General features: G+C 63.6%; 17 protein-coding genes. 8 read left to right on the top strand and 9 right to left on the bottom strand.

Translation table 11 applies throughout. The annotated features are described in order from the left end of the window. The first annotated feature begins 212 nt into the window (after positions 1-212). Both ACF8C6_RS14445 and ACF8C6_RS14440 read left to right on the top strand, forming a co-directional pair. Positions 213-740 carry a DUF3087 domain-containing protein gene (locus tag ACF8C6_RS14445; protein WP_392499925.1) on the top strand — a complete coding sequence of 176 codons (528 nt, stop codon included), beginning with the start codon at positions 213-215 and terminating at the stop codon, positions 738-740. A 20-nt stretch (positions 741-760) separates the two neighbouring features. Beyond that, the gene (locus ACF8C6_RS14440) at positions 761-1639 is read left to right on the top strand and encodes a serine hydrolase domain-containing protein (protein WP_392499924.1); all 879 of its coding nucleotides are present in this window, start codon (positions 761-763) and stop codon (positions 1637-1639) included. An 88-nt stretch (positions 1640-1727) separates the two neighbouring features. Here ACF8C6_RS14440 and ACF8C6_RS14435 read toward each other — a convergent pair whose 3' ends face one another. The 5 genes from ACF8C6_RS14435 to ACF8C6_RS14415 form a co-directional block, all read right to left on the bottom strand. Beyond that, positions 1728-1961, bottom strand: coding sequence for a VF530 family DNA-binding protein (locus ACF8C6_RS14435; RefSeq protein ID WP_392499923.1), 234 nt, complete (start codon positions 1959-1961; stop codon positions 1728-1730). Positions 1962-2140: 179 nt separating this feature from the next. Then, complete coding sequence (locus tag ACF8C6_RS14430; protein ID WP_392499922.1) at positions 2141-2653, bottom strand: hypothetical protein; 513 nt, start codon at positions 2651-2653, stop codon at positions 2141-2143. Positions 2654-3142: 489 nt separating this feature from the next. Next, complete coding sequence (locus ACF8C6_RS14425; protein WP_392499921.1) at positions 3143-4585, bottom strand: SulP family inorganic anion transporter; 1443 nt, start codon at positions 4583-4585, stop codon at positions 3143-3145. A gap of 316 nt (positions 4586-4901) precedes the next feature. Next, positions 4902-5468, bottom strand: a complete 567-nt coding sequence (locus tag ACF8C6_RS14420; protein WP_392499920.1) for a hypothetical protein — start codon at positions 5466-5468, stop codon at positions 4902-4904. A gap of 94 nt (positions 5469-5562) precedes the next feature. Continuing rightward, positions 5563-6267 carry a glutathione S-transferase N-terminal domain-containing protein gene (locus ACF8C6_RS14415; protein ID WP_392499919.1) on the bottom strand — a complete coding sequence of 235 codons (705 nt, stop codon included), beginning with the start codon at positions 6265-6267 and terminating at the stop codon, positions 5563-5565. A gap of 171 nt (positions 6268-6438) precedes the next feature. On the opposite strand from ACF8C6_RS14415, the gene ACF8C6_RS14410 reads away from it, so the two are divergent. From ACF8C6_RS14410 to ACF8C6_RS14400, 3 genes are all read left to right on the top strand, one after another. Then, positions 6439-6873, top strand: a complete 435-nt coding sequence (locus ACF8C6_RS14410) for an HIT family protein (RefSeq protein WP_392499918.1) — start codon at positions 6439-6441, stop codon at positions 6871-6873. Between the two features lie 339 nt (positions 6874-7212). Then, on the top strand, positions 7213-7650 hold the full coding sequence (locus ACF8C6_RS14405) for a 3-isopropylmalate dehydratase (protein WP_277691280.1): 438 nt from the start codon (positions 7213-7215) through the stop codon (positions 7648-7650). Positions 7651-7670: 20 nt separating this feature from the next. Next, positions 7671-7973, top strand: a complete 303-nt coding sequence (locus ACF8C6_RS14400; protein WP_392499917.1) for a hypothetical protein — start codon at positions 7671-7673, stop codon at positions 7971-7973. On the opposite strand, the gene ACF8C6_RS14395 is transcribed toward ACF8C6_RS14400, so the two are convergent. Both ACF8C6_RS14395 and ACF8C6_RS14390 read right to left on the bottom strand, forming a co-directional pair. Then, the gene (locus tag ACF8C6_RS14395; RefSeq protein ID WP_277691283.1) at positions 7964-8686 is read right to left on the bottom strand and encodes an ABC transporter substrate-binding protein; all 723 of its coding nucleotides are present in this window, start codon (positions 8684-8686) and stop codon (positions 7964-7966) included. The two genes, ACF8C6_RS14400 and ACF8C6_RS14395, sit on opposite strands and share 10 nt — an antisense overlap. A gap of 67 nt (positions 8687-8753) precedes the next feature. Further along, positions 8754-9668, bottom strand: coding sequence for a LysR family transcriptional regulator (locus tag ACF8C6_RS14390; RefSeq protein ID WP_277691284.1), 915 nt, complete (start codon positions 9666-9668; stop codon positions 8754-8756). 112 nt (positions 9669-9780) lie between these two features. Between ACF8C6_RS14390 and ACF8C6_RS14385 the strand changes: the two genes are divergently transcribed. Together ACF8C6_RS14385 and ACF8C6_RS14380 are read left to right on the top strand one after the other, a co-directional pair. Then, a complete protein-coding gene (locus ACF8C6_RS14385) occupies positions 9781-10227 on the top strand; it encodes a carboxymuconolactone decarboxylase family protein (RefSeq protein WP_392499916.1) in 447 nt (148 codons plus the stop codon). A gap of 23 nt (positions 10228-10250) precedes the next feature. Beyond that, positions 10251-10460, top strand: coding sequence for a hypothetical protein (locus ACF8C6_RS14380; RefSeq protein WP_392499915.1), 210 nt, complete (start codon positions 10251-10253; stop codon positions 10458-10460). On the opposite strand, the gene ACF8C6_RS14375 is transcribed toward ACF8C6_RS14380, so the two are convergent. Together ACF8C6_RS14375 and ACF8C6_RS14370 are read right to left on the bottom strand one after the other, a co-directional pair. Continuing rightward, a complete protein-coding gene (locus ACF8C6_RS14375) occupies positions 10449-11060 on the bottom strand; it encodes a LysE family translocator (protein ID WP_392499914.1) in 612 nt (203 codons plus the stop codon). The genes ACF8C6_RS14380 and ACF8C6_RS14375 overlap by 12 nt on opposite strands. Positions 11061-11184: 124 nt before the next feature. Next, entirely contained in the window at positions 11185-11823 is a 639-nt protein-coding gene (locus tag ACF8C6_RS14370; RefSeq protein ID WP_392499913.1) for a LysE family translocator, read from the bottom strand. Between the two features lie 409 nt (positions 11824-12232). Here ACF8C6_RS14370 and ACF8C6_RS14365 point away from each other — a divergent pair, with 409 nt between their 5' ends. After that, a complete protein-coding gene (locus ACF8C6_RS14365) occupies positions 12233-13357 on the top strand; it encodes a beta-ketoacyl-ACP synthase III (protein ID WP_392499912.1) in 1125 nt (374 codons plus the stop codon). The last annotated feature ends 3 nt before the right edge of the window (positions 13358-13360 follow it).

Below are 13360 nucleotides of genomic sequence, written 5' to 3'. Positions count from 1 at the left end.
GTCGCTCACTCAGGTGACGTGCCCGTACTGCTCCAGGGCTGGGCTCGGCGCCAATGCGCGGTCATGACTGCTACCTGTTTGGCGACGGGATGGCTATCGAGCAGGCCGGCGCGAAAAATCTCGAGACCATCGGGCTGCCTCGGCCCGACCACTGGCTGCCGGCAGCGGGCATAATGCGCGGCCTGTTATCGCGCCGTTCGGAGTTGCCCGTCATGTTCGAAATCCAGCCCATGAGCCCCGAGCTCTACCGCCAGCAGACTCGGCGCAGCACCCTGGTGATCGCCGTGCTATTTCTGGCGCTGGCCATGCTCTGTTCCACCCTCAGCACCCAGTTACTGGGCACGCCGGGCGGCGACAATTTCAAGTGGAACCTGCTCGGTGTACTCGCCGGCCTGGCGCTGACCGTGGCCATTGTGCGCCGGTTCTTGTGGTCGCAGCCGTTCATGGCGGCCGCCGCCTATGGCTGGGGCCTCAAACGCAGCCTGATGCGCGTCACCAACGTCATGCACCATGTGAAAGCCGGCGTGGCGGCAGGCGACGACAGCGCCTACAAGCTGCTGCGCTTCTACCACCTGGGTCTGCAGCAGATGTATCAGCTCGATGGCAACAGCAGCGAGCTGAGCCAGCTGGTGCGCGAGATCGATACCCATCGCGAATTGATGGAGCAACGCGGGCTGGAGCTGGAACAGAAACGTCTCGACCCGGCCTGGATCGAGACGGTCAAGGGCCTCAAGGTCTGAATCCGCCGAGTCGTCGAGCCATGCACGCCTGCCTCATCGTCGACGGCCACCTGCAGCCCGCTACCCAGCCTGCCCAGTACGTGCCCTGGTGGAGTTTCAGCAAGACGGCGCTCGCCGCCGCGGCCCTGAGCCTGGTACGCGACGGTCTGCTCGGCCTCGACGATGCGCTGCCCGCAGGCCCTTTCAGCCTGCGCCAGTTGCTGCGCCATGAAGCTGGGTTGGCCGACTACGGCGAGCTGGCCGAGTACCACGCCGCCGTCGCCCGCCATGACCCTCCCTGGTCGGCTGAGGACATGCTGCAGCGCCTCGAAGCCACGCGTCTGCGCTACCCTCCTGGCGCTGGCTGGCGTTACTCCAATGTCGGTTATCTGTATGTGGCGCAGCTTATTGAACGGACTACTGGTCTGGTGCTTGAACAGGCGCTGCGCCAACGCCTGTTTGCACCGCTGGGCCTGACCCAGGTGCGCCTGGCTGTTGCGCCCAGCGACCTGCTGAATGTGTGCATGGGCGAGGCGAGCGCCTACCACCCTGGCTGGGTCTACCATGGCCTGCTGGTCGGCCCGCTTAGCGAGGCCGCATGGCTGCTCGACCGCCTGCAAGCGGGTGAGCTGCTACCACCTGGCTTGCTGCAGACCATGCGCGAAGCCCGCGTGCTCGGTGGCCCCATCCCCGGGCGGCCGTGGGCCGCGCCCGGTTATGCCCTGGGTCTGATGCAGGGGCCGGCGAATAATGGCCTGCTGTTGAGTGGCCACACGGGTGGCGGGCCGGGGAGCGTGATTGCGGTTTACCACTGCGCTCAGGGTGAGCGCACAGCCACCGTGGCGGCGTTCGCCACGGATGCGGCGGAGGGGGCGGTCGAGTCGGCGGCCGTGCATCAGTTAACTGCCGCTCTGTGCTAGACCAGGATTGCCATCCGGGTCGAAATCAGGCGCAGCAGGCCATCCTGCTCAATTATCGTGCGTCGAGTCAGCCCGACTCGCACGCCGATCAGCGTCGCGGCGATGCTGGCGCGCGCCCCGCGATGTCCTTGATGTACAGCGCCTCGACCTTCTCTCGTGCCCAGGGCGTTTTGCGCAGGAACTTGAGGCTGGATTCGACACTGGGCTCATGCTGAAAGCAGCGGATGGTGATGAGCTGGCCGAGGCGCTCCCAGCCGTGCTTGTCGACCAGCGCCTGGAGGATGGCCTTTAGGCTTAGGCCGTGGAGGGGGTCGTTGCTCATCGATTGTTGCTCGGGGCTATGGGATTGGGCGGCACTGTAACGCGGGAGCTGTAACGGGGGGAGGGTCTTGCGCAGTAGCCTGTTCTCGATCTCCGACTCCCTGACTGCGGTGTAAATGACAGTCAGCCGCCCAGGGCTGTCACTGTCATTTACATACGCAGAGCCTGTTCAGATGGTTGTTAGTTGGAGGCTGGAGGAAGCGGCCCCAGGAACATGGCTTTCAGGCGGTCACGCCCTAATACCCTGGTCAATTCCGAGATGACGCAATACATGAAGATCAAGGTAATGAGCAGAATCTGAACCGCCCAGAATTGAGGCCAGTTCATAGACTCCCAAAGCATGGAGTTAGCTTCTGCGAGGCTTGTCGCTTCTTTTCCGAACTCGTACATCCGCTCCAGATAATGGATCGCGAGCGCGACCAGCGCATACATCAGTGTCTTCCAGGAGACATTCCAGATCAGCGGTTTCTCGGGAAAGCGATTGATAAAGGGCAGCATATCCGCGATCAAGACTGCCTTGCCCAGTACCAGTGATGCGATCAGAACGGAGGCAGAAACTGGAAGCGGAACACCTGTGCTTTTGATCATCAGCCCGCGAATGAGGGCCACGATATGCAGAATGATGAAAAAGAACAGGGTAGGCGGAAGCGCCTTCAGTGCTTCATGTTTTAGTTTGAGCAGCAGCGTTTTCATATTGCCCTCCGGTAGGCGTTGCAAACATGGCGTCTATGAATTGACTGAGCTTAGTGCAGTATTTGAATTCACCCCTTGTACGTGCATGCCGGCATCTTTTCGGCGTGACGCTCTGTTCTCGGGTGTCCGGCGTTGTGACCAGCCTGGCCGGCCGCCTCCAAGCCCCCCAAGGAGCCGCCCGCGGAGCACGGCCAAGCGGGCGAGGCCACTGCCCGCGGGCAGCTCCTCGAGCGAGGGCGCCCCGCTGAACGCATCAGGCTGATCGGTCGCGACGGCGTTGTGTCGTCTGGCCGGGTTGGGGCGCGCGATGCCACAGCGCAGACCTATGCCGGGCGCGCCGCACGAGGCGGCTCTTGTGACGTTGTCTATCTGACGTGCCCTGGATTTTCCTTATGCACTGGCTGGCAAGTCTCAGTGGCTTGCTCTGCCGCGCTTTTCCAGCATGTGCCTGGCCTGCCTTGGCACGCAGTGCCCTAGGCCTGGTAAGTGTCAGTCATGGGCGCCGGCGCGCTTGAGCAGCTGCTTGCAGCGCTCGGACAGATGCACCACGCGCAGGTGCTTGCCGGCGCGTTCGTAGCGTTCGCGCAGGGTCTTCAGCGCGGCGATGGCCGAGTAGTCGACGAAGCTCAGGTGGCGGCAATCCAGGGTCACCTGGGCGGGGTCATTGGCCACGTCGAACAGGTTGAGGAAGGGCGTGGTGCTGGCGAAGAACAGCGTGCCGTGGGCGCGGTACAGCTTGCTGCCGTCGGCCTGCGCGTCGCTGTCGGCATACAGCTCGCGGGCGTGGTGCCAGGCGAAGTTGAGCGCGGCGATGACGATGCCGCAGAGCACGGCGGTGGCCAGGTCGGTGAACACGGTGATCACCGTCACCGCGCCGATCACCAACACGTCGCTGGTCGGCACCTTGCCGAGCACGCGCAGCGAGCCCCAGGCGAAGGTCTGCTGCGACACCACGAACATCACCCCGACCAGCGCGGCCAGCGGGATCAGCTCGATCAACGGCGAGAGGAACAGCACGAACAGCAGGATCATCACGCCGCTGACCACACCGGACAGGCGGCCACGGCCGCCGGAGCTGAGGTTGATCACGGTCTGGCCGATCATCGCGCAGCCGCCCATGCCGCCGAATGCACCGGAGACCATGTTGGCCGCGCCCAGGGCCACGCACTCGCGGTTGGTGTGGCCGCGGCTCTGGGTGATCTCGTCGGTGAGGTTGAGCGTCAGCAGGGTTTCCAGCAGGCCGACCAGGGCCATCAGGGTGGCGTAGGGTGCGATGATGCGCAGGGTTTCCAGGTTCCAGGGAATATCCGGCAGGGCGAACTGCGGCAGGCCGCCGGCGATGTGCGCCATGTCGCCGAGGGTGCGGGTTGGTAGGTCGAGCAGGTAGACCAGCAGGCCGACGCCGAGGATGGCCACCAGCGCTGCCGGCACGGCGCGGGTCAATTTCGGCAGCAGGTAGACCACCGCCATGGTCAGCGCCACCAGGCCGAGCATCCAGTACAGCGGCGCGCCACTCAGCCAGCCTTCTTCGCTGTGGAAGTGTTCCAGCTGGGACAGGGCAATGACGATGGCCAGGCCGTTGACGAAGCCGAGCATCACCGGGTGCGGCACCATGCGCACCAGCTTGCCCAGGCGCAGTACGCCGAACAGGATCATCAGCAGGCCGCCGAGCAGTACCGTGGCCAGCAGGTATTGCGCGCCGTGCTGTACCACCAGCGCGACGATCACCACGGCCATCGAGCCTGCCGCGCCGGAGATCATCCCCGGCCGGCCGCCGAACAGGGCGGTAATGGTGCAGATGATGAAGGCGCCGTACAGGCCCATCAGCGGGTTGAGCTGAGCGACCAGGGCGAAGGCGATGCACTCGGGCACCAGGGCGAAAGACGAGGTGAGGCCGGCGAGAACGTCGGCGCGCAGACGGGCGATTTTCATGGGCTTCCAGAAACGATGGCAGCCGGTTTGCCCGGCCGTGGTCAACATGCGAGGGGCGCTATGGTACGCAACCCTGCCCGGTGGGCCAACCGCGAGGGTATGAGTGGCGCTGGCGCTAGCGCTGTTCTATCCAGCCTACTCGCCTCAGGGCCTGCCCCGCAGACGGCCTGGGCACCGGTTTTTTGTGGGAGTGGCTTTAGCCACGATTGGGGCCCGGCAAAAAAGCATCGCGGCTGAAGCGGATGCCGCCCAGCCGCTCCCACACAAGCCTGTCTGCACACCGTAGGTGGGGCCTTGGCCGCGACAGCTTCTGCGCTCAATTCAACCGATAGCGCGCCAGTTCCTGTGGCGTAAGCACCTTCATGCGCTGCGGCTCGATGGCTTGCATGTCGCTGGCCAGGCTGGGTGAGACGCCCATGCTGCTCAGGTAGCCTGCCGCGTTGTAGGGCATTCCGGCGCGGCTGGCCTGGGCCGACTCGCCAGCGGGAAAGTGTGGGCGGTGGATGGCGACGTGCCCCTTTACCATTCTTTTGCGCCCGGCGGCCAGCAGGTATACGCAGCTGCCCTGGCACACGCCGGTGGAGGGTACCAGCGTTTCAAAGCCGGTCTCGCGCAGCAGGCGACCTATGCGCATGGCCTCGGCGGTGCTGCCGCCGATGCTGTCGAGCAGGGCGATCCGCCGAGCGAACTTGCCGGGGTGGGCACGCAGGCCCTTGAGCAGGGCGTCGTAGTCGCCGGGGGCGATATCCTCGGAAATCTTGGCGACCAGCACGTGGCCGAGGGGTTTCTGTTCACCGGACTCGACCTCGACCTTGGCCAGGGCGCTGGTGCTGATGAGCGCCGCGAGGCAAAAGAGGGCGGCGCGCAGTAAGGAACGGCTCATGGGGACTACGGGTTCTGGCTGATACGACGGCGCAGAAGATACCCGGAGCGCGCGCCGTGTGCACCTGCTCTGGTGCACCGGCGCGATGGCTGGCTCAGTTGCGGCTGGGAATGCTCAGGCCACGCTGTACGGCGGGGCGGGCGAGGAAGGCGTCGAGCACGCGGCGCACGTTGGCGAAGCGCTCGAACTGCACCAAATCGCCTGCTTCGTAGAAGCCGATCAGGTTGCGAATCCAGGGGAAGGTGGCGATGTCGGCGATGCTGTAGTCGTCGCCCATGATCCACTGGCGACCTTGCAGGTGCGTGTCCAGCACGCCGAGCAAACGTGCGGATTCGGCGACGTAGCGGTCACGCGGGCGCTTGTCCTCGTAGTCGCGGCCGGCGAATTTGTGGAAGAAACCGAGCTGGCCGAACATCGGGCCGATGCCGCCCATCTGCCACATCAGCCACTGGATGGTCTGGTAGCGCTGGGCCGGATCGTGCGGCAACAACTGGCCGGTTTTCTCGGCCAGGTAGATGAGGATGGCGCCGGACTCGAACAGGGCCAGCGGTTCGCCGTTCGGGCCATTGGGGTCGAGGATGGCCGGGATCTTGTTGTTCGGGTTGAGGGAGAGAAACTCGGGGCTGAGCTGGTCGTTGGTTTCAAAACTGACCAGATGCGGCTCGTAGGCCAGGCCGAGCTCCTCCAGCATGATCGACACCTTGACGCCGTTGGGCGTGGGCAGCGAATACAGCTGCAGGCGCTCGGGATGCTGGGCGGGCCATTTGCGGGTGATGGCGAAGGCGGACAGGTCGGTCATGGGATTCCCTGGTGAAGTTGGCTGTGCGGCGATCAGAACATTTCGCGCACACAGGGTGAAATTGAACGTCATGCTAATGTCCATCGACAGGGCTGATTCACGCCTGGTTCCCTGCGCGCAGCCGAGCCGGTATGGTGCGAGCTTTCTCAACCGGGTCACGGAGCTTTCACCATGAGCCTGCACGGCCAATACGATGCGCAGAACATCTTCGCCAAGATCATTCGTGGCGAGGCCCCCTGCTACAAGCTGTATGAGGACGACGACGTACTCGCTTTTCTCGACCTGTTTCCGCAGTCCTACGGCCATTGCCTGGTGATTCCGAAGAAGGTCGAGGCACGCAATATCCTGGAAATCGATGACGCCAATCTGGCCAAGTTGATGGCTGCCGTGCGCAAGGTCGCCCAGGCTGTGGTCGACGAACTTCAACCTGCCGGCGTACAGGTGGCCCAGTTCAACGGCGCCCCGGCGGGGCAGACTGTGTTCCATATCCATGTGCACATCGTGCCGCGTTACGACGGCGAACAACTCGGCATCCACGCTGCCAAGCAGGGTGATGCCGAAGCGCTCAAGGCGTTGCAGGCGCGACTGGTCAAGCGTCTCGGCTGATCACTTGCCCATGCCGCCAGGGGCGGACAGGGTCCGTCCGGCGAAAACGCCGCGCTCCTTTACCGGGTGCGGCGTTTTTTGTTGTGTACCAGCGGGCTGCCCTCGTGGCTACGCGCCCATCGTGCCTGTGCTCATGGCGCGTCCGGCAGCTTGTGAACTCTGAGCCGCGCGGTATATCGCCATCAGCAGGCTGTAAATCCTGCCCGGAACGGTGGCTCTCGCTGGCATCGAGAGATGGCGTTACATCTGCGCGTCGAGCGATGCCTGGATCAAGGCTTGAGTGGCGGCGACTTAGCGCCAATACTGCATCGACTCCACGCACGCCCAAGGAGGGCTCCCATGCGTTCGTTCCTCGCTGTTCTTCCCCTGGTTGTTCTGGCTGGTTGCTCCTCGTTCCGCCCCGATCCCGAGAACATCACTGAGGTGCCGGGCGACCGCCTGCTGGCCTATCAGGACGAATTCCAGAACGGTGGGCAACTGGTGGTGAATCGCGACATGGGCTTGATGGGCGGTGGCTGCTACGTGGCCATCGAGGTGGACCGCAAGCTTGCTGCGCGCATTGGCATGGCCGAGGTGGCCAGCTTCCAGGTGCCGGCCGGCACCCGGGTGCTGGGTCTGAAGATCGATCCACTGGACGATACCCTGTGCGGCATGGGTCGCCTGCACAAGGAGCTGGCGGTCAAGGTCGAGCCGGGCAGCGTGCAGTATTTCCAGGTGGTGAGTGAAAACACGGGCGGCTTCGATATTCGTCCGGATAACGCGCCGCCCCAGCGCTAGGCCAACAAGAGGAAGGCTGCATGGTTAAGTTCGCGCGTTTCCCGCTGGTTTTCGCGCTGCTAGGCAGCCTGTCCGCCCAGGCCGGCGAGTGGCCGCCGGACGTTCGCCATACCTTCCGCCAAAGCTGTATCGACAGCGCCAGCCAGGCACTGGGCAAACAGCGGGCGCTGCTCTATTGCGAGTGCACCGTGGCGCGTATCGGCACTGACTTCACTACGGCGCAGATCGCCGAGCTGGACAAGGCGCAACTGCCGGAGCCGCTGGTCAAGCGCTTGCAACAGGTCTCCCAGCAATGCCTGGGATCGCTGGGCGCTCAGCGATAGCGGGCGAGGATGGCGTCGAATTCGCCGTCCTGTTTCATCTGCACCATGGCCCTCAGCAGGCGTTGCGTGGGCACATCCGGTTCGTCGCGTACCAGGCAGGAAATCAGATCGGCGGCCAGCTCGCCAATCGGGCGCAGGCGCTTTGCCGGGGGCTGATTGCGGTTGAACCAGTCCAGTGTCAGCTGGTTGCTCACGGCAAAGCGGTAGCGGCCGGCGATGAGCTTTTCCAAAGCCAGTTCCTGGGTGCGGGCATCGTCGCGCTGAATCAGGCCGCTGGCGATTTGTGGCTCCAACGTAGGGTAGATAAAGCCCAGTACCGTGCCGATGCGCTCACCGCTGTGGCTGCCGGGCAGGGCCGTTTCGTCGTGGCGGGAGACCAGCAGATCGCGCTGCACCATGAATGGCAGGCTCCAGATGTATTGATGGTGGGACTCCTTGACCCAGTCCGGGTTGACGTAGCAACGCACATCAATTTCGCCGCGCAGCAGCACCTGCTGCACGCGTTGGCGCGGCAGCACCAGTTGCTGTGCCTGGCGGCCGATCTTCTCGGCCAGGCGCTGGTGCAGGTCGAACAGGATGCCGCCAGCGGCACGGCCCTGCTCGTAGCGCATCATGGGCATGCCCCAGCTTTCGTTTACCGAAAAGCGTAGGGGGCGCTCGGCAGCGAAGCTCTGGTGGCAGAGCAGCAACAGGACGACAGCAATCAGGCGCATGCAATGACCGAACCGGATGGCGGCAAGGGTGATCGCAGCTTACCCAAGAATGGTGCTGGCCAGTTCATTAACTGCGCCACAGCGGATTAGCGGCCATCAGTTCGCTGGCCCAGTCAGCGAAGGCACGCACCCGTGCCGAGAGATGGCGTGAGTAGGGGTAGACCAGACTCATGGTCATACTTTCCAGGCGCCATTCGGGTAGCAGCTCCACCAGTCGCCCTTCGGCCAAGGGTTGCTGCGCTTCTGCATGCGGCACGGTGACGAAACCCAGGCCGGCTTCGGCGGCGGCGATATAGGCGCCTCCGCTGTTGAAGCGCATGGCCGGTGTCTGTTCAAGGACGAAACGCTCCTCGCCGCGCTGCAAAATATTGGTCTTCTGCCGCCCGGTGGCGGGGTAGACGAAGGCCAGGTAGCGCAGCGCAGCCAGGTCGCTCGGGTGCCGGGGCATGGGCTTGTCGGCCAGGTAGGCCGCCGAGGCGCAGAGGGTGAAATGCATCTGGCCTATGGGCTTGCACACCAGATCCGGGGTATGCACGGGGCCGCCGCGAATGGCGCAGTCCACGCTTTCCTGAACCAGGTCAACAACCCGCTCACTGCAACCGACATCCAGATTTACCTGTGGGTATCGGGCAACGAAGTCGGGCAAGGCAGGGATCACCAGAAAGCGGCCGACTGGTGTCGGCATTTCCACGCGTACGCGACCGCGCGCCAGGCTGCGATGCTGCGCCATCGTGGTTTCCAGCTCATCGAGGTCATCGAGCACAACGCGGGCGCGTTCGTAATAGGCGGCGCCATCTGTGGTGGGAGAAACGCGGCGAGTGGTGCGGTGCAGCAGCTTGACTCCGAGCTGCACTTCCAACGCGGCAACCTGGCCGGACACCGTGGTTTTGGCCAGGCCCAGCGCCTCAGCTGCGCGGGTGAAGCTGCCAAGCTCAACGATGCGGCAGAAGGCGCGCATCGCTTCCAGGCGGTCTAAGGCCATTGTCCGTTTACTCGCATAATGTTTGCGTGTCTGGATAATTTATCTAGATTTTTCGAGCAATACAGTGGCGATCAATCCTGTTACGACATCGGACCACTTCGGAGGAATCGCCATGATGACCAGCCAGCGCAACAACTATCACCTGACCGCTCCGCATGTGTTCAAGGCTGTCTACGCCCTGGAGCAGACACAGGCCGCCTTCACTCTGGAAACCTCGCTACGCGAGCTGATCAAGGTACGTGCCTCGCAGCTCAACGGCTGCGCCCTGTGCCTGGACATGCACAGTGCCGAAGCGTTGAAGCATGGCGAGTCGGCGCGCCGGCTGTTGGCATTGGCAGCCAGGGAGGATGCGCCGTTCTTCAGCGAACGCGAGCGCGCCGCTCTGCTATGGACCGATAGCCTGACTCGCTTGCCCTCGCAGCACGTCTCGGACGCGCTGTACGACCAGGTGGCGGCGCATTTCAATGAGGTGGAAATGGCCGAGCTGACCTTGGCTATTGCCACCATCAACCTGTGGAACCGCTTCGGCGTCGGTTTTGCCATGCAGCCCACCCAATAAGGCATTGCCTGCGGGAGGTCGATATGTTGCGCGAGGTACTGATTGAGACGGCTCATCTGGATGAACACGCCCTGCGCCAGCGCCTGGTGGTGCTGGTCGAGCAGGGTTGGCAACTGGAGGCTTGTGGACGGTGCTGGCTGCTGCGCCTGGACGAGCCGCGAGAGGCGGCGCGTCTGTATGGCAAGCTGCTGGCCTGTCGCTGGGTACGTCGGCTGGACTTCTCAGCGGGTTAGCGGCAAGGCCAGGCCCATGGCGCCGAACAGCCCCCCGCAGCAGCGGTTAAAACCACGCCCGGCACGTTCCAGCCAGGGGCGGGTGCGCTGGGCAGTACGTGCCAGCAGGTACTCCACCAAGCCTTCGACTACGGCGAAGGTCGCCGCCATGATCGCGAACTGCAGCCACAGGCTGCGCCCCGGGTCGAGAAATTGCGGCAGGAAGGCGCCGAAGAACAGGATCACCTTGGGGTTGGATAACGCCGACAGCAGTCCCTGGCGGAACAACTGTACACCCGGGCGTGGCGCGGCCGACTGCAGTGGCGTGAGGTACAGCGGTGGCGAGCGCCACAACTGGATACCGAGCCAGATCAGGTAGGCGGCGCCGACCCATTTGAGAATCAGCAGGGCGTCGGCCGAGGCTTTGAGCAGGGCAGCCAGGCCGAACATCGACAGGGCCATCAGCAGGACGAAACCGAGCATGCCGCCGCTGACTGTCCACAGGGTGCGGCGATGGCCGTAAAGCGCACCGTGGGTGAGGGCAAGCAGGCCGTTGGGGCCTGGCGTCAGCGACAGTCCGAAGACGGCAGTGAGATAGATCAGCCAGGTATGCAGGGCCATGGTGGTTGCCAGTCAGAAGAGCGAAGCGCAGACGCTAACCGATAGGCGACACCGCTCACAAGCGGCTATCCCGTAGGTTGGTGCTGAGCATCGCGAAGCCCAACACCAAAACCCAACGCCACGATCAAACCCGATCAGCTAAAGCCAGCTTGACGCCCAGCAGGGTGAACAATCCACCCGTGCAGCGCTCCAGCCAGAGTCCCACGCGGCGGCTTACCTGCAGGCGCTGCTGGGCAAAGGCGCTGGAGAGCGCCAACAGGTGGCACCAGAGCATGCCGTTGAGGTTGAAGATGGCGCCCAGCAGAAGGAAGGCCAGGGCCTTGTGTTCGGCGTCCGGGCTGATGAACTGCGGCACGAAGGCCAGGAAGAACAGCGCCACCTTGGGGTTGAGCACGTTGGTCAGGAAACCCTGGGCGAAGATACGCCCGTAGGACTGTGCCGCTAGCGTGTCGATAGCGGCCTCGGTGGCTTCCTTGTGCTTGGCCAGCAGCATGTTGATGCCGATATACAGCAGGTAGGCAGCACCCACCAGCTTGACCACCATGAATGCCGTCGCCGAGGTGGCCAGCAGGGCGGACATGCCCAGGGCGGCTGCGACTATGTGCACGCAGGTACCGGCGCCGATGCCCAGAGCCGCCGCCGAGCCGGCGCGCCAGCCCTGAGTGGCACTGCGGGCCATGACCAGTAGTGAGTCGGGGCCGGGTGCCATGTTCAACAGCAGGCCGGAAATGATGAAGAGCGTGAGGTCATGGGTGCCGAGCATGGCGGGTTCCTGGGTAGCGGGTGCGGTGACGCTGTTATTTCCGGAATGATCGGTCAAAAAATCGCCCGGAGTGGCTATTCTGGGTCGTTAAAGGTGCGCTTTGCCAGGCTTTTGATCGAGCTTTGACGATGAGTGATGATGTCGTCGCGTTTGCCGATGATCCTGCTTTAAATATGTGTCTTCGCCTCTTTTGCGTGCATCTTCACAGGATCGTGCAAGGGCCTGCCACCAGTCTGTTGTCATGCTGCCGCGGCAGCGCAGGCCGGCCGGCTGTGGCACACTTCGCAGCCTACTGCGCAGTGCTTGCCTGGTTTCTTGCGCACCTGCAACCGAATTCGCGCTTTGGCCCTGGCGCCGAGTGCCATCGATCAGTCAGCCGCCTATGGCGGTATACAAAGAGGAATGTCCTGTGCACAACGCCGTAATCAGTGGCACTGGTCTGTACACCCCGGCCAACAGCATCTCCAACGACGAACTGGTGGCTTCCTTCAATGCCTACGTGCAGCTGTTCAACAGCGAGAATGCCGAGGCCATCGAGCGTGGCGAAGTCGAGGCGCTGAGCGAGTCGAGCAGCGCCTTTATCGAGAAGGCGTCCGGCATCAAGAGCCGCTATGTCACCGACAAGGACGGCATTCTCGATCCGCGGCGCATGACCCCGCGTATCCCCGAGCGCTCCAACGACGAGTGGGGCATCCTCTGCGAAATGTCCGTCGCCGCGGCCAAGCAGGCTCTGCAGCGTGCCGGGCGTACTGTCGCCGATATCGACGGCGTGATTGTCGCCTGTTCCAACCTGCAGCGTGCCTACCCGGCCGTGGCCATCGAAGTGCAGGCGGCGCTGGGTATCGACGGCTGGGGCTACGACATGAACGTGGCCTGCTCCTCAGCCACCTTCGGCATCCAGGCCGCGACCAACGCCATCGCCACCGGCCAGGCCCGTGCCGTACTGATGGTCAACCCGGAGATCTGCACCGGCCACCTCAACTTCCGTGACCGCGACAGCCACTTCATCTTCGGTGACGCGGCCACCGCCGTGATCATCGAGCGCGCCGACCAGGCCACCTCGAAGCATCAGTGGGGCATCGTCGGCACCAAGCTGCTGACCCAGTTCTCCAACAACATCCGCAACAACTTCGGTTTCCTCAACCGCGCCGCGGAAGAGGGTATTGGTGCCAAGGACAAGCTGTTTGTTCAGGAAGGGCGCAAGGTGTTCAAGGACGTCTGTCCGATGGTCGCCGAGTTGATCGGCGCGCACCTGCAGGAGAATGAGCTGAATGTCGCCGACGTCAAGCGTTTCTGGCTGCACCAGGCCAACCTCAACATGAACCTGCTGATCGCCCGCAAGCTGCTCGGCCGCGACGCCGAACCACACGAGGCGCCGGTGATCCTCGACACCTACGCCAACACCAGTTCGGCCGGTTCGGTGATCGCCTTCCACAAACACCAGGACGACCTGCCGGCCGGTACTGTGGGCGTGCTCAGCTCCTTTGGTGCCGGGTATTCCATCGGCAGTGTGATCCTGCGCCGCAAGGCCTGACCC

The organism is Pseudomonas sp. zbq_18, assembly GCF_043102245.1.
Taxonomy (GTDB): domain Bacteria; phylum Pseudomonadota; class Gammaproteobacteria; order Pseudomonadales; family Pseudomonadaceae; genus Aquipseudomonas.
The sequence above is the reverse complement of the archived record's forward strand: the minus strand, read 5'-3'. Positions and strand labels throughout refer to the sequence as shown.

What these genes read in the sequence shown, in the direction of transcription:
- ACF8C6_RS14445 (WP_392499925.1), top strand. Translation starts at nt 213, where the DNA reads ATGTTCGAAATCCAGCCCATGAGCCCCGAGCTCTACCGCCAGCAGACT.
- ACF8C6_RS14440 (WP_392499924.1), top strand. Translation starts at nt 761, where the DNA reads ATGCACGCCTGCCTCATCGTCGACGGCCACCTGCAGCCCGCTACCCAG.
- ACF8C6_RS14435 (WP_392499923.1), bottom strand. Translation starts at nt 1,961, where the DNA reads ATGAGCAACGACCCCCTCCACGGCCTAAGCCTAAAGGCCATCCTCCAG.
- ACF8C6_RS14430 (WP_392499922.1), bottom strand. Translation starts at nt 2,653, where the DNA reads ATGAAAACGCTGCTGCTCAAACTAAAACATGAAGCACTGAAGGCGCTT.
- ACF8C6_RS14425 (WP_392499921.1), bottom strand. Translation starts at nt 4,585, where the DNA reads ATGAAAATCGCCCGTCTGCGCGCCGACGTTCTCGCCGGCCTCACCTCG.
- ACF8C6_RS14420 (WP_392499920.1), bottom strand. Translation starts at nt 5,468, where the DNA reads ATGAGCCGTTCCTTACTGCGCGCCGCCCTCTTTTGCCTCGCGGCGCTC.
- ACF8C6_RS14415 (WP_392499919.1), bottom strand. Translation starts at nt 6,267, where the DNA reads ATGACCGACCTGTCCGCCTTCGCCATCACCCGCAAATGGCCCGCCCAG.
- ACF8C6_RS14410 (WP_392499918.1), top strand. Translation starts at nt 6,439, where the DNA reads ATGAGCCTGCACGGCCAATACGATGCGCAGAACATCTTCGCCAAGATC.
- ACF8C6_RS14405 (WP_277691280.1), top strand. Translation starts at nt 7,213, where the DNA reads ATGCGTTCGTTCCTCGCTGTTCTTCCCCTGGTTGTTCTGGCTGGTTGC.
- ACF8C6_RS14400 (WP_392499917.1), top strand. Translation starts at nt 7,671, where the DNA reads ATGGTTAAGTTCGCGCGTTTCCCGCTGGTTTTCGCGCTGCTAGGCAGC.
- ACF8C6_RS14395 (WP_277691283.1), bottom strand. Translation starts at nt 8,686, where the DNA reads ATGCGCCTGATTGCTGTCGTCCTGTTGCTGCTCTGCCACCAGAGCTTC.
- ACF8C6_RS14390 (WP_277691284.1), bottom strand. Translation starts at nt 9,668, where the DNA reads ATGGCCTTAGACCGCCTGGAAGCGATGCGCGCCTTCTGCCGCATCGTT.
- ACF8C6_RS14385 (WP_392499916.1), top strand. Translation starts at nt 9,781, where the DNA reads ATGATGACCAGCCAGCGCAACAACTATCACCTGACCGCTCCGCATGTG.
- ACF8C6_RS14380 (WP_392499915.1), top strand. Translation starts at nt 10,251, where the DNA reads ATGTTGCGCGAGGTACTGATTGAGACGGCTCATCTGGATGAACACGCC.
- ACF8C6_RS14375 (WP_392499914.1), bottom strand. Translation starts at nt 11,060, where the DNA reads ATGGCCCTGCATACCTGGCTGATCTATCTCACTGCCGTCTTCGGACTG.
- ACF8C6_RS14370 (WP_392499913.1), bottom strand. Translation starts at nt 11,823, where the DNA reads ATGCTCGGCACCCATGACCTCACGCTCTTCATCATTTCCGGCCTGCTG.